The sequence below is a fragment of the Nocardia arthritidis genome, assembly GCF_011801145.1.
Classification (GTDB): domain Bacteria; phylum Actinomycetota; class Actinomycetes; order Mycobacteriales; family Mycobacteriaceae; genus Nocardia; species Nocardia arthritidis_A.
This window is the reverse complement of sequence record NZ_CP046172.1, coordinates 5,113,457-5,128,560: the sequence shown is the minus strand read 5'-3', so window position 1 is coordinate 5,128,560 and position 15,104 is coordinate 5,113,457. Positions and strand designations below refer to the sequence as shown.

9 protein-coding genes are annotated in these 15,104 nt (G+C 67.6%); 3 read left to right on the top strand and 6 right to left on the bottom strand.

Annotation, left to right across the window (positions count from 1 at the left end):
* Position 1 precedes the first annotated feature (1 nt).
* Complete coding sequence (locus F5544_RS23115; protein WP_167475134.1) at positions 2 to 1,132, top strand: trans-sulfuration enzyme family protein; 1,131 nt, start codon at positions 2 to 4, stop codon at positions 1,130 to 1,132.
* Positions 1,129 to 2,022, top strand: a complete 894-nt coding sequence (locus F5544_RS23110; RefSeq protein ID WP_167475133.1) for a homocysteine S-methyltransferase family protein — start codon at positions 1,129 to 1,131, stop codon at positions 2,020 to 2,022. The genes F5544_RS23115 and F5544_RS23110 overlap by 4 nt, the downstream gene beginning before the upstream one ends.
* 3 nt (positions 2,023 to 2,025) lie before the next feature.
* Here F5544_RS23110 and F5544_RS23105 read toward each other — a convergent pair whose 3' ends face one another.
* Positions 2,026 to 3,678 carry an MFS transporter gene (locus F5544_RS23105; protein WP_167475132.1) on the bottom strand — a complete coding sequence of 551 codons (1,653 nt, stop codon included), beginning with the start codon at positions 3,676 to 3,678 and terminating at the stop codon, positions 2,026 to 2,028.
* Between the two features lie 279 nt (positions 3,679 to 3,957).
* On the opposite strand from F5544_RS23105, the gene F5544_RS23100 reads away from it, so the two are divergent.
* Positions 3,958 to 4,647: a winged helix-turn-helix transcriptional regulator gene (locus F5544_RS23100; protein WP_167475131.1), complete on the top strand. Its 690-nt coding sequence runs from the start codon at positions 3,958 to 3,960 to the stop codon at positions 4,645 to 4,647.
* A gap of 7 nt (positions 4,648 to 4,654) precedes the next feature.
* Here the strand turns inward: F5544_RS23100 and F5544_RS23095 are convergent, their stop codons facing one another.
* The 5 genes from F5544_RS23095 to F5544_RS23075 are packed head-to-tail and all read right to left on the bottom strand — an operon-like array spanning position 4,655 to position 14,892.
* A complete protein-coding gene (locus tag F5544_RS23095) occupies positions 4,655 to 5,101 on the bottom strand; it encodes an acyl-CoA thioesterase (protein ID WP_238846592.1) in 447 nt (148 codons plus the stop codon).
* An 18-nt stretch (positions 5,102 to 5,119) separates the two neighbouring features.
* On the bottom strand, positions 5,120 to 10,900 hold the full coding sequence (locus F5544_RS23090) for a type I polyketide synthase (RefSeq protein ID WP_167475129.1): 5,781 nt from the start codon (positions 10,898 to 10,900) through the stop codon (positions 5,120 to 5,122).
* 4 nt (positions 10,901 to 10,904) lie between these two features.
* A complete protein-coding gene (locus tag F5544_RS23085; RefSeq protein WP_167475128.1) occupies positions 10,905 to 11,921 on the bottom strand; it encodes an RnfABCDGE type electron transport complex subunit D in 1,017 nt (338 codons plus the stop codon).
* Positions 11,918 to 13,894 carry a CRTAC1 family protein gene (locus F5544_RS23080; protein WP_238846591.1) on the bottom strand — a complete coding sequence of 659 codons (1,977 nt, stop codon included), beginning with the start codon at positions 13,892 to 13,894 and terminating at the stop codon, positions 11,918 to 11,920. Before F5544_RS23080 ends, F5544_RS23085 begins: the two co-directional genes overlap by 4 nt.
* Positions 13,891 to 14,892 (bottom strand): DUF1702 family protein, encoded by a 1,002-nt coding sequence (locus F5544_RS23075; protein ID WP_167475126.1) that lies wholly within the window; start codon positions 14,890 to 14,892, stop codon positions 13,891 to 13,893. Before F5544_RS23075 ends, F5544_RS23080 begins: the two co-directional genes overlap by 4 nt.
* Positions 14,893 to 15,104: the final 212 nt, after the last annotated feature.

The following is a 15,104-nucleotide window of genomic DNA, read 5'->3' as shown; positions in this document are numbered from 1 at the left end:
CATGCGCTTCGACACCAGATTGGTCCACAGCGGGCAGCGATCCACTCCGGGCAGCGGCGATATCGTGCCGCCGGTCCACATCGCGACCACCTACGACCGCTTTGCACAGGATCCGCCGCGGCTGTTCTATTCGCGCGGGGAGAATCCGACCAGGGAAGCGCTGGAGGAATGCCTTGCGGCGCTGGAGGACTCGCCATACTGCGCGGTCTTCTCGTCGGGGCAGGCGGCGGCGACCGCGGCGCTTTCGCTGCTGTCGCCGGGGCAGCGGCTGGTGTCCTCGCACGATATCTACGGCGGCACCTACGCGCTGTTCGAAAGCCTTGCCCGCTACGGGATCCGGGTCGACTATGTGGATTCGACCGATCCGGCCGAGCTGCGGCAGGCGCTCGTCGCCGACACCGCGATGGTGTGGGTGGAGACCCCGAGCAATCCGCTGCTCGAGCTGACCGATCTGGCCGAGGCCGCCGAGCTGGCCCGGGAACGCGGCGCGGTACTGGTGGTCGACAACACCTTCGCCAGCCCGGCCCTGCAACGCCCACTCGATTTGGGTGCGGACGTAAGCCTTTACAGCACAACGAAATTCATCGCGGGCCACGCCGATGTACTCGGTGGCGCACTGGTGTGCCGCGACGCGGACCTGCATCGGCGGTTCGTCGAGCACCGGACCGTAACCGGTGGCGTGCCCGGCGGTTTGGACTGCTACATGGTGCATCGCGGCGTCAAAACCCTGTCCCTGCGGGTGGCCCGCCAAACGGCGACCGCGCAGGCGCTCGCCGATGCGCTGTGTGCCTCGACGGCCGTGTGCGAGGTGAAATACCCTGGCCTGCGGGCACATCCACAACACCACCTGGTCGGTGCGCAGATGTCGGGGCCCGGTTCGATGGTGAGTTTCCGGTACCTCGGCGATCCGGAGAAGCTCATGGCGCGCACCGAACTGTTCGCATGCGCGGTGAGCCTCGGCGGCGTGCGTTCGCTGATCGAATGCCCCGCGCTGATGACGCACCGGCCGGTACCCCGGGCGACCCGGATCGCGGCCGGTATCACCGACGACCTGATTCGCCTCTCGGTCGGTATCGAGGATCCGGCCGATCTGATCGAGGATCTGCAGTGCGCCCTGGAAGGTGACAGATGACGAATTCCCATGCCCCAGAAGGAGTTCTGCTGCTCGACGGCGGCGTCGCCAGCGAGTTGGAGCGGGCGGGCATCCCGATGGCCGACCCGTGGTGGACCACCGCGGCCCTGCGCACGGAGGCCAAACGGCAGGTCCTGCAGTCGGTGCACGAGGCCTATTTGGCCGCGGGCGCTCAGGTGATCACGGCCGATACCTTCCGGACCAACTTGCGTGCGCTGCGCCGAACCCGGCTCGATGACGCGGGTCGCGCCTGGATGGTGCACGCGGCCGTCGGCGTCGCGGGCGCCGCGCGCAAGGAGGCCCGTGCGCCCGAGGCGTGGATCGCCGGTTCGATCGCACCGGTCGAGGACTGCTATCGACCGGATCTGGTGCCCGAGGACGCGGAACTGCGCGCGGAACACGGGTGGCTCGCGCGCGAGCTCTCGCGAGCCGGAGTCGACCTGTTCCTGCTGGAGACGATGAACACCATCCGCGAGGCCAGGATCGCGCTGGAGCAGGTGCTCGCCGTGGGCGGGCGGGCGTGGGTGTCGTTCGTCTGCGGCGCGGACGGCAGGGTGCTCTCCGGTGAGGATCTGTCCGGTGCGGTGCACGCGGTACAGCGTGCCGGGGCCGAGGCCGTACTCGTCAATTGCACGTCACCGGCCGGAACCGAGGCCGCGATGCGTGCGCTGTGCCGCGGCAGGGCCGGGTTGATCGGCGCCTATCCGAATATCGAGGACCGCACCGGGCCGCGCACCGATGGTGGGGGACTGCCGAGCGCGTTGCATCCGGACGAATTCGCCGAACTGCTCGTCCGGTGGCGCGCCGACTACGGCCTCGATATTCTCGGCGGCTGTTGCGGTGCGTCGCCCGCGCATCTGGCGGCCGCGCGGAATGCGTTGCGCGCGTGAGGTTTACGCCGCTGATTCGATCCGCAATTGGGCGGCGGTGATGCGTTCGAGGTGCCGGTGCCTCGTCTCGGGGCCGTAGGCGGCCAGCGCGAGGACCGCCAGGCCGAGCGGTAGCACGCCGACCGCCGCGGTGAGCCGGATGGACGGCTCGGCGATCGCGGCGACGGCGGCGGCGAGGATGAATACGCCGCCCGCCTTCGTCGCGCCCGCGGAGAATCCGCTGCCGCGGGCCCGCACCACCGTCGGGTAGACCTCGGCGGTGAAGGCGGCCAGGGTCGCGTTCAAAGTATTGATGCCCCACACCGGTATGACCAGGAGTACGTAGAGCAATACCCGATTGTCACCGACCCGATCGCCCAGCGCGACGAACGCCGACAGCGCGACCGTAATCGCCGCGACCATCAGAATGACGGTTTTCTTACTGCTCCAGAATCCGTACAGCAGGGCCACCGGAACGCTCAGCGGAAATCCGAGAATGGCGGCATTGCGCAGCACCGAGCTCGCGGCGACCTCCGAGAGACCGAGCCGCTGCAGATTCGACGGCATCCACTGTTGAAATCCGTACTGGGTCGTGCCGACGCCGAGCGCGAGCAGCGCCACCGCCACCGACAATCCGAGAAAAGGCTTGCGCAGCAATTGCCATGAGCTGTTGCGGACGGTGTCCTCGGCATCGGGCCGGGTATCCGCTTCGATGATTTCCGCGCCGTACCGACGCAATACCGCGGCCGCCTCGCCGGCGCGGTTCATGCGCAATAGAAAGCGTGGAGATTCCGGGATCCATCGGTTGAGCACGAACAGCGCCAATCCGGTCGGCAGGCCGATCAACCACAGCAGCCGCCAGCCGAAGCGATCCGGCGCGGCCCAGGTGGACGCCAGCCAGCTGACGATGATGTACGCACCGGCGATATCGCTGCCGATCAGGATCATCATCCAGCCGCGATGCCTGCGCGGGACGGTTTCGGACAGCAGCGCGAAGGTGATGGGAAGCATCCCGCCGACGGCGAGCCCCATGGCGAAACACGTGACGAGGTTGAGCCAATAGGCGGGCATCGCACCGCAGGTGGAGGTCGCGATGAAGACAATTCCCGCGAGCAGAATGCAGGCCCGCCGCCCGATGCGGTCGCCGAGCCAGCCCCAAATGAATGCGCCGATCATCGTGCCGGTGATGCCGGAAAGCGGATACAGCGCGATCGGCAATGCGGCGGCGTGCGGATTCAACGGGCCTTTCAATCCGTATTCCGCGGCGGCGCCCGGCGCGGTAAAAGCCAGCGCGACCGGTTTCATCACATCGATCGTCACCGCGGCGGCGAGTGCGAGCAGCAGGGTGATATGCGCGGGGCGGATCGGCGTGTCGTCGAGCGGTTCGATGCTGATTCGGCGGTGCGGCCGGTGCGCGGCGGTTTCATGTGGAACCAAGCCGTAAATTGATATACCGACTCCGAGGAACAGTAGGACCATGCCGATCATCATTTCCGGGGTCATCGGCATTCCGGCGAGGTGATATTGCATCTCGCGCGACTCGAGGAACATGGGGATATGCAGGGCGACGCCGAGAACTGTCAGACCCAATCCGAGGCGGAAGGCCATGGGGCGTGCGGTCGTCGCGGCGGTATCGGGCGGATTTTCCGGTTCGACCGGGCTGTCGATGCGTTCCATCGCGGTTCGATCCCCCTGTGCGGGCCAGCTTTTGCGGATGACACTATAGTTTGGTGTAGTTTACTGGGGTAACCTGGTCGGGGTTGCGGTTTTCGACCTTGTTCCGGCCGGCGGTGGTCGAGCCTGGATTCGGCCGTCCAGCTGGTGATAGATCACGGGCCGGTGCAGGTGCGGCGGAAAATAGTTCCGAACGGTCGCTTCCGGAAGGTGTGGCGGATACCGGTTACCATGTATCTATGTAGCTAACGGTTGCACTTGCATGACATCGGAGGTAGCAGCATGGGAACGAAGCGATACGCGCAGATGTGTGCGGTCGCGGCGGCGCTCGATATCGTCGGGGAGCGCTGGACGCTGCTGATCATTCGCGACCTCCTGACCGGTCCGAAGCGGTACAACCAGCTACTCGAGGAGACGTTGGTCGGCATCGGGCCGAATCTGCTCGCCGCGCGCCTGCAGATGCTCACCGAGCAGGGTGTCGTCCAGCGCGAATCGGTGTCCGGCGACGGCCGCGGCGTCTGCTATCGGCTGACGCCGAGCGGCGAGGCGTTGCGCCCGGTGGTCATCGGGCTGGCGTCATGGGGCCTGTCGCATGTCGCCTCCTATGAACAGGATGGATTGGTGCGCGCCGAATGGGGGCGCGTCGCACTCGAGGCGATGATCTCCGTCGGCCCACCGCCCGAGGTCGACGAGTCGTACGAATTCCAGATCGGCGACGAGGTGTTCCACGTGCAGTGCGCGAACCACGTCGCCCGCGTCGTCGGCGGACCCGCGCCCGCCGAACCCGCGCTGATCGTCACGGCCGATCCGGAGACGTTCATCCGGATCGGCACCGAGCAGATCGCCGTCCTGGACGCGGTGCTGTCGGGCAAGGTGGTGATCACCGGGGACAGCACTTCGCTGGCGCGCTGCCTGCGCCTGCTCGACCTCGAGCTCACCGGGGCCGCGCCCGCCGTCGTCGACGCGTCCTGATCGCATATCAGTGTCGGGTCGTCGCGACCCGCGCGCCGGATCCGGCGCGATAGGGTTCGAGCGCGCGCCGCAGGCTCTCCGGCACGCGCGTCGGCTCGACGTGCGTGCCCGCGCCGCGCATACACGCCACGCGCTGCCTGCCGCGAGCGAGCAGGCGTTCGGCGCCGGAGCCCTCGTCCACCTCGAGATAGGCGAATTCGAATTCGAGCTGCGTCTGGGTGAGATCGGTCAAGGTCATCCTGATCGTAAGTCGTTGCAGGGCGGTCACTTCCGCGAAGTATTCGCATTCGCACTTGATGGTGAACAGCTTGAGGTCGCGGCGGATCTCGTCGACGATGTCGGGGGCGTGCTCCATCAGGAACATTTCCCGGCAGCGGCCCTGCCAACGGAAGTAGTGCACGAAATAGACATTGCCGACGAGGTTGGTCTCCTCGAAGCCGACAGTGTGCGTCATCTCGTAAGCCTGCATGCGTCAGCCCTTTTCGACGACGGAGAACACAACGGGTTGGTCCGGAACCGGGGCGGCGACGGTGGCCCCGAACGACCACACCACATCGGTCCCGTGCCGGAAGGTCAGCCAGCCACCGGCCGACGGACCGCCGTCGAGCGTCAGCCGCGGTCTGGCCACCGTGACACCGAGTTTCGTGACGGCCTCGCGCGCGCTCCACACCCGGGTGGCCGCGGTGGCGAACGATTCGGCCGCGGCCCTGGCGCACGCCTCGGCGAGTGCGACACCCGACGGGCCGAGCAGCGAGTTCCACTCGCCCGACGTGCGCGGCAGCACCGGTTCGAGATCGCAGCCGAGCCTGCGCGCCCCGACGACGGCCATGGTGAGACCCGCGCCGTGGGAGAAGCTCGCGTGCTCGCCCGGAATCTGCGGCCTGCCGTCGGGCCGGTAATGAATCGGGACGACGCGGCCGAGCGCGGCGAGGAGCGCGCGGCGGCTGGCGGAGCGGCGCGGGGAATGGACGTCGGTGTCCGATGGCATCGGCCGGTCGCGAATGATGGCCACCCGCATGGGTTCCGGCAGCACGGTGTCCAAATGACGCTGCAGGTAGGGGCCGAGGAATTCGGGTGTCCAGGCCGTAGGCGGTCGCGGCGTCACCGCGGTGAGTTCGAGACCCTCCCAGGCCGCGACGGGCGCGCCGTGCGGATCGCGCACGAGGACGTCGTAGACGTATCTCGCCCCTTCGTGCGCGCGTTCGACCGCCGTCAGCGTCACCGCCCGCACCTCGCTCGGCACCGGAAACGCCCGCACCCGGGCCACTTTCGAGGGCAGTAGCGTCGCATCGGGCACGCAGACCTGAATGGCGTGCATGAACGCATCGCGTGCCGCCGGGTCGTCGAGGATCAGCGCATTCGGCACCATGGGCGAGAACCAGCGCGTCTCGCCCATCCGGATTCGTGCGACGCATTGTTTCGCGGAGAGGTGCCGGTAATCCTGCACCGCGCGAAACATCGGCCCGTGGAACATGATTCGGTCGTAGAAGTCGGAATCGATCGCCATGCCGAGGTCCGCGGATTCGATTTCGGCGAATTGCCGCACCGGTTCGGCGGCCGCGCCAGGCGCTGCGAGTTTGCACACTCCGCGAAAATGATCGAGCTGAAATCCGGTGGTACCGGACCGAATCGCGACCCGCACCGCCGCGCCGGTGCGCAGTGCGGCGATCCGGATAGTGGTGCCGCCCTCGTGCACGGTGATCGGCCGCAGGAATTCCAGATCCCGCAATTCGATATTGCGCCCAGCGCCGAACAGTGCCGTCGCCGCCTGTGCCATGGCCTCCATTCCCATGACCGCCGGGAACAGCGCATCACCGGCGAATCGGTGATCGGCGAGATACGGATCGGTCGTCGTCGAAATATCGGCTTCGGCAAGCACTTCGATGCCGGGGAAGTGCAGCCGCGGCCGTTCCAGGAAGCGCAGCAGCGGCAGTTCGGACTTGTCGAAGCGGATGGTCGGCAGGTTCGCGGTGCGGCCGAGCACGACCACGCTGGTCGGACAATCCTCGGCGCGCAGCAGATCGAGCATGACCTCGATACCTGCATCGGCCGAGATCGGCTCGATACCCTCGCGGATCAGCGAATCCAGCACGCCGAGCCGCTCACCCATTCCGGTTCCGGCCCACACCGACCATTCGATGGTCAGGCAGCGGCACCGTGGCAGCTCCGCGGCCACCGTATCGATGGTGGTGCGCAGCCAGTCGTTGGCGATCGAATAGTGCGCCTCGCCGCGCAGCCCCGCTCGGCCGATGATGCTGCCGAAACCGACGAGCAGACCGAGCGTGGCGAGGTCGACGCAGTCGAGCAGATTGCGCAGACCGTCGATTTTCGGTGCGACAATGCGCATGACGTCATCGGTGGTGAGTGAGCCGAGCGCGGCCGGAGTGTTGACCGCGGCGCCGTGCAGGATGCCGGTGATCACGCCGAGTTCACGCCGCACCGCGGCGGCCGCGGCCGCGACCTGGCTGCGGTCGGTGACATCGGCGGCGTAATACCGTGCGGTGACACCGAATTCGCGCAGCCGGTCCATATTCGCCGTGACATCGGGATCCGTGGCCGGGGTTCGCGCGATGATCGCGAGTTTGCATCCGGTGCGCTGTGCGAGCGCGGTCGCGCATTCGACGGTGATGCCACGCGCACCGCCGGTGACGGCGAGTACGCCCGCCGAGTCGAGCGGCAGCCGGGACCGGCCGAGGGTCAGCTCACGCAGGACCGGTTCGCGCCGAACACCTTCCGCGTCGTAGTGGACCTCGCGGAAGGTCGTCGTCGCGGCGATATCGGCGCAGATCATGCGCGCGGTGTCGGCCGGCGGCGCGCCGGGCGCGGTGTGCACGATGGTGGTGCGCACCGAGGGCGCTTCCAGATGCAGGGTTCTGGCGAGCGCGGCGGCGCCGCGGTGACCACCGTCATCGACGACGACGAACCGAGTCCGCGTGTCCAGCGCCGCTCTGGCGGCGGCGAGCATGCGCTCGACGCCGGTCGCGGCCGATTCGCGCGCGGAGTCGCCGAGCCGGAGCAGAACGCCGTCGCCGCAGTGAGCCGTCGCGAGCTGGTGGCGCAGGGCCATGGCGATCCGATCATCGGCGGGTGCCAGGACCTGCCACCGACCCGGTTGATCGGCGGTGGGTAAGGGCGGTAGGGGAATGCCGACGAGATCGACGATGAACGGCCGCACCCAGCTGTCGACACCGGGAAGGTCGTCGTGCGCGGGCACCGGATCGCCGACCGAATTCGCGAGATCGTCGATTGCCTCGGCGAGCTGTGCGATCGTCGCCGTCGCGACATTGGTGGTCGGTTCGGGGACCGCGACGCCGACTCGCTGTGCCGCGTCCGCGACGAGCTGGGTGATGGTGATGCTGCTCATGTGCAGGTCGTCCATCGGGCGCAGATTCGGGGTGATGTCCTCGGCCGCCAGTTCGGCTCTGGCCGCGATGAGTTCGCGCAGCATATCGAACGACGAGGTGACATCCGTTGCGGCGGAAGCATTTTCGACGGACTGCGGCCGTGTGGTCCGGGCCCGGCGCAGCTGCGAGTCGTCCGGCGCGCGCTCACAGGGACTTTCGATGAAGACGAACTGTTTGTCGAGTGCGAAGGCGCGGTGGAAGCGGTCGGCGGTGGTGGTCCGCAGATCGGGACGCGCGCCGAAGGCGTAGCAGGCGGCCAGCGTGCGCAGCGCGCCCGCGACGGAATTGCCGTCGGTCTCCATGGCGACGATCGGAACCATCGGACAGGTGTCGGCGGCGAGCGTCGTCAGCGACCGGCCGGGACCGACCTCGATCAAAAGATCACAGCCCGCGGCGAGCTGGGAGAGCGCGGCCGCGAACCGAACCGGCGCGCGCACCTGACGCTCGAGCAACTCGGTGACCGCGGTGCCGGGTTCGAGCGGGCCCCCGGTGACGGTCGAGAACATCCCCGGCCGCTTGATCCGGCCGAGCTCGATCTGGTCGAGATAGTCCCGGATGGCCCGCGCGGCGGGTGCGACCAATGGGGAATGGAACGCATGCGAAACGGGCAGCATCTGACAGTGCAGACCGGCGGCCCGCGCGGTGACGAGCACGGCGTCGACGGCATCGGCCGGACCGGCGATCACGGTGTGCTGGGGTCCGTTGTATCCGGCGATCACCACCGGGCTGTCGTTGACGAGCGGCGTGACGCGCTCGGCCGACGTCCGGATCGTCGCCATGGCACCGGTTTCGGTGGTGGCCGCGCGCTGCATCGCCCGGCCGCGGAAGGCCGCCGTGCGGACCACCTCGATCTCGTCGAAGACACCGGCCCAGTGCAGGGCGGCGAGTTCGCCGAGGCTGTGCCCCACACAGCCGGCCGCGTGCACATCGGCGGCATCGAGGAGGCGCAGCCCGGCCAGCTCCGCGGTGATGATGCGCGGTTGCGCGTCCTCGGTCGCCGCACCCGCGTCCCGGACGCCGACCTGCCGGTACAGATCGGCCACGGTGGTGAACCGGCGGGCGAGCGCACCGCCGTCGCCTTGTCCGGGTGCGCCCTGTCCCGGGAACAGCAATCCGATGCGTGGCTCGGATTCGGTTCGCGCGCCGAGGAATTGGCCGCGCTCCGGCGCGAACCGGCGCTGCTCGCCCGCCGCGAGCGCGTCGGCGAGTTCGGTCAGTCGGCGCGCGGCCTGGCGCGCATCGGTGACGACGGCCGCCCTGACCGGCAATTCGGCGTCGGCGTTGATCAGCTCGGTGGCCAGATCACCGAGTTCGGCGAACGAACAGCGCGCCGCGAGGCCCGCGACCTCGCGCAGCCGGGTCTGCAACTGTGCCGGCGTCGCCGCCGAGAGCACGAGCAGTTCGGCATCCTGGGCGCTGTGTGCGAGCCGGGTGTCGAGCGATCGGGGCAGCGGTCGCGCCGGTTGCCCGCTTTCCACCACGACGTGGGTGTTGATGCCGCCGAAACCCAGCGACGACACTCCGGCGCGGCGCGGGTGTTCGGGGCGCGGCCACGGCGTCGCCGTCTCGGGGAGGTAGATGCGATTCGAATCGGTGAGGACGGGATGCGCTCGCTCGGTCCCGGTGACCGGCGGAATGGTGCCGCGATGCACGGCAAGCGCCGCTTTGATCAGCGCCGCGATACCGGCCGCCGCTTTGGTATGTCCGACATTGCCTTTGATCGTGCCGAGCGCGACCGGCCGCCGGTCGTGTCGTGTCGCCAGCGCCCGATCGAATGCCTCCAGTTCCGTGCGGTCGCCGACGGCCGTGCCGGTGCCGTGGCCCTCGAGATAGTCGACGGTATCGATGCCGAAGCCGGCCATCCGGTACGCGCGCTCGATCGCGCGCAGATGCCCGTCGCGGTCGGGACGGGTGATACCGCCGCGGCCGTCCGAGGACACACCCCAGCCGGCGATCGTCGAATATGTCCGCAGGCCAAGGGAATCCGCGTCCTCGGCGCGCAGCAGCACGATCACCCCGCAACCCTCGCCCGGCCAGAAACCGTTGGACAGCTCGTCATAGACGCGCATGCCCGAACTCGACAGCGCCTTCGTCTTGGCGAAACCGATGAGTTCGAACGGATCGATCGAGAGGTCGACGCCGCCGACGAGCGCCGCATCGAGCTGACCGGTGACCAGGGCGTCACCCGCCTGCGCGACCGCGAGCAGTGACGACGAACAGGCCCCGTCGACGGTGAATCCGCCACCGCCGAAATCGAAATGGTTGCAGATCCGCCCGGCGATGGTGTTGGCCAGCCCGCCCGCCAGGGTGTCCTCGGTGATCTCGGGAAACGGCGCCTTGTAGTCGGCCTCGTACTCGTCGAGGAAATCCGCGATCTCCTCGGCCTGCCAACCCCGGCGATGCAGCGCGCCGGTGAGGGTGCGCCGGACATACGGCCAGCGCAGCCGCATGAGGTTCGCCCGGGACATATCGCCGGTGAGCGTATTGCCGAGGATGACGCCGGTGCGCGCCCGGTCGAGGCCCTCGCCCGCGGGCAGTCCGGCGTCGTCGAGTGCGGCCGCCGCGGTGTCGAGGGTGAGCCAGTGGGCGATATCGGTGGATCGGAAAACGTTGGCGGCGACCCGATGTCGGGCCCGATCGAAGGTCCAGCCCTCGATCACCGCGGCGTGCGTCGCATAGTGCCGATCGGCCGCGGCGGGATCACCGTCGTAATAATCGGCCGCGTTCAACCGCACATCCGGTATCGGCCGGAATGCGCGCCGTCCGGCGAGCACGTTCTCCCAGAGCTCGGCGGGGTTGGCCGCATCGGGAAAGCGGCAGGCCATGCCGACGATTGCCAGTCGAGCCATCGGTTCAGACCCGCTGGACGGCGGCGTGCACCAACTCCGGCGCGGGCTCGGCTCGGAGCCGGGCCTTGCGGGCGGCCCGCACCCAGTGCGCGATCCACGCGTATGTCCCGCGGATCGCGCACACGATGGTCACCGCGAAGAACAGCGTGTAGACGACGTTGAACACCATCAGCAGCCCGTATACGGTCGCGGCGGACGCACCGAACATGAACTGCGCCTTCGCCGGAAACGGCGTGGTACCCGGATCGGTGATCATGTAATTGGTGAACAGGATGAACGCGGTGCCGGTCATCGTGCCCAGCGCGGCGAACAGCGCGACATCGAACAGTTCGTGCCGCACGATCGCCTGGATGACGAACCCGCCGAGCCAGCCGACGATCAGCGGAATCCGCCGCACCAGCGTGGCATTGATGAGCGTGCCCGCGATGGCCAGAATGAACGGGACCGCGATCCGGAACATCGTGTTGATGTTCTCGCCGAATTCATACGGCGGCGCGACACTGATCCAGGTGCTGAAACACAGCAGCGCCAAGGTGATCCCGAAGTTGGACGGGTTCATGAAATGCCGCATTCGCCCGCCGAATGGCGCCTGGAAGACGTACTTGCTGGTGATCGCGGCGGCCACGGCGAAAAGGATCGGCCAGAACTGATTGTTGGCGTACAGCAGCATATTCACCGCGAGCGCGGTGATATGGGCGGGCAACAGGAATTCGTATACGCCACGCGCCCCGCGTCCCAGGTATCTGGGCGAGGTGGCGCGCGACCACGCGGTGAGGGTTTCGAAAACCAGGTCGATCGCATAGGCCGACAGAATCGCCAGGATCGGCCACAGCGGTGGTTGTTCGAAACCGAGCAGGGTGTAGCCGACGATATTCAGCGCGCTGAGCGAGATCGCGAAGTTCCGCAGTGCGAGATAGCGGATATCCCGCACTGCCGCTTCGGGTTTCGGCCGGGCGCCGTTGGTCGCGGCGACGGTTGACCCCTGCTCGCCTGTGATGCGTCTGCGGATGAGCGTTGTCATGGCGCGGTGACCTCCTTGGCGATCTCGGTGGCGGTGTCGGTGAGCATCAGCGCGTGGGTGCCCGGGCTGAGCTGGAGGGTCTGCTGGTGGCGGCCGCCGGTGGTGTCCAGCCATTCGATTTCGGCGGTCGCCGGACCGGCGGCGGCGCCGAGGCCGAAGTGCACGTCGAAACCGCGTTTGCCGCTGTGCCCGCTGCCGCCGTCGAGCTGGCCGCGCATGGTCTTTCCGTCGGCGGTGCGCACCGTGACGGCCGCGTTGTAGGCGGGCTGGCCGAGTACCACTGGGGCACTGGAGGTTTGGGTCGGCCGGTAGAGCCGCAGCTCGAGCGGCCTGCCCGGATTCGGCGAATGGTTGGCGAAGAAGGCGGGCGGACCCCACTGCCTGGCGACCGCGAAATCGAGCATTCCGGTGCCGGTGGTGTCGGCGACGGCGATGCCGCGCGTCGGTATGGCCGCGTCGGTACCGGCCTGCGCGGTGATATCGACATATTTGCCGTCGCCGCCCTTGGCGTACAGGGCCATGGTGTGCCTGCCCGCGATATCGTCGCCGGGCGTCACCCGCGGCCACAACTCCGGATTGTGCAGCAGCACATCGTTACTCGTCGCGAGCTCTTGCAGCCAGGCCCACCGGTTGTCGGCGTCGTTGCCCTGGACGAATCCCGCGGTCTGCAAGACGTCGAGGTTCCCCGAATTGCGCAGGTCGGCGGCCTTCACATCCCAGCACCAGCCCGTCCAGGCCAGCCCGAGTTGCTGGGCCTGCTGGGAGAACGGCGCCTCGCCCGCCGCGAGATCGTCGCGCATTTCCCCGGGGCTCGCCGCGTCGTTGCGCCACACGAAATTGCTTTCCTGCAGTCCCCACGGGGTGTCGATATTGCTGACGAGCATGTCGAATTTCCCGCGCTGATACAGATCCGCGAAATCGACGCCCATCCCCTTGAACGAATCATTGCCGAGGACAAAGGATTTGGGGGTGGTCCAGGTGCGCCGGCCGGTCGCGGCGCCGAAGCGGATGCGGCCCGGCGCCGACTGGTTGTAGAGCAGATGATCGTGGCCGAAGTCGTTGGCGATATACAGTTCGGGGAGCAGATCACCGGTGAGATCGCCCGACGCGAGCGCGAGCGTCCATCCGGTGGCGTCCTCGACGGGAACCGCGTCCTTCTGCTCGGAATAAGTCGGATGCCCGGCGGGATCGTTTCCCGCCCAACGGAATACGCGCTCGCCCGCCGCGTTCCTGGCATTGGACATGGAATCGTTCATGACGACATCGGGATGCCCGTTCGGATCGAGCACACCGGAATTCGGGAAATAATTGCCGAATACCAGGTCGGGGTGCCCGTCGCCGTCGAAGTCGGCGATGGAAATGGCGTTGGTATTCCATAATTCGCCGTTGTAGCGATCGCGGGTGCTGCCCGACGGGACGACCTCCACCGGGGTATAGGCCGCGGCGGAAAGGGTGGTAACGGCGTTGTGCTGGAAGATGATCGGCGTGCGGCCCCAGTAGTACACGAGCAGGTCCATCTGCCCGTCACCGGTGAAATCGCCTGGGGCGCAACCCATCGGCGCCATCGTCGAATCCACGATGAGCGGATCCGGCCGGAGGGTGAACGGCGTGAAGCGGTCGGTCGCGGGCGCGGTGGGGGCATAGGTCACCACCACCGCGTCGGTGCGGGTGTCGACGATGCACATGCCGTCGGATCGCCCGTGCCCGACGAGGTCGTTGATCGCGATCGACGCCCCGACCGAGGAGATCCAGGAGCGCAGATTCTGGTATGCCGGATTCACCTGACGCACAGTGTGTTTCGGCATCTGATCGTAGCCGGGCGGCATGGCGATCGGCATGGGGTCGAGCCGGTAGCCCGCGGCGACCTGCGCCGGATCCGGGGTGGTGACCTGCGCGCGTCCGATCAGGAAGATGGACAGCAGCAAGAGCACCGCGCCGAGCGTGGGAACAAGAAGTTTGGTGCGCACCTTCACGATTCGGCTCCCGTCTGAGTCGTCGACGCCGCGGCGGTGCGGCATTGCCGCCGGATCCGTTCCCGCCAGACCTCGAAGCCGACCCGACCGTCGACGGTGTGGCTCGCCGGGCGGGTGGCGACGGCGATTTCGGAAGCAGTGCCGACGTCGAGTCCGGTGATCGTCCGCAGCGTGGATCGTGTTGCGGGGCATATGATTCCGGCCCGCGCGCGGGCCTCGGCGGCGAAGACCGCGCCCTGACCGAGACAGCGACGGTATTCGGTCGCGCCCTCGCATAGTGTGCGCAGTTCGTCCGTGGTCGCGCCGCCGGCATAGGTGGCGGCCAGCCCGAGTCCGGCATACAGGTCGGCGCGGCGCGGTTCCGGGAATTCCTCGATCAACCTACGGGCCAGATCAGGATCGGCGCCCGAGACGAACCACAGGGCACGTCCGATGCCCTGATCGATTGCCCGCGGCGCATAGCTCGGGTGGCGGGTGGTGACCATGGGCGGCGTCCGGTCGATATGCTTGCGCTGCACGTATTGCGCTGTGCGGAAGTAGGTTTGGTGGAAGCCGTAGCCGTCCAGCGTCAACCAGATCAACACCGGATCCGTGAGCCCGCGCAGCGCGGCACGGTGCAGTCGGCGCGGCAGCCTGGCCAGCGCCCAGCCCGCACCGACATAGATCATGTAAATGTGCTCATCGGCGACGGCGCGAAAGTCCGACAGGTGATGGTTGTGCCCCAGCGGAAGAGCGTCCCGGATGGCCAGCGCCATCGCCGCGCCTTCGAAGGCGAAACCTCTTCGCACACTGTCGATTCGGGACAGGATGGCGGCGGTCTCGGCCGCCGTGCCCTGTTCGGCTGCGACGGCGAATCCTTCCACGAAGGTTCGTCCCGCGACCTCGAGGCATTGTTGGGCCTCCGGATTGCGAGCCGGGAAGCCGCGGACCTTCAACAATGTCTGTCGGATATCCGGTGTCAAGATCGTTCGGCGGAACCGCCCTGGAATCGAAGCCATCCGCATGCCCTCCTTCGCAGGATCTGCATTCAAGGTTGGCATCCGACCCCGGTTCGGTCTTCTTCCTCGTTGCTCACTTCATCGAAGAAAGTAGCCTCCGGTTCAGTTGCTATTGGCTCGCCGGAACCGCGGGGGAGGAGAGGTTTTGGGGTGCGGGCCGCGGATTCCCCTCGACGATATCGCGGAAATTGCGAGGCGCAGCAAATTTTATT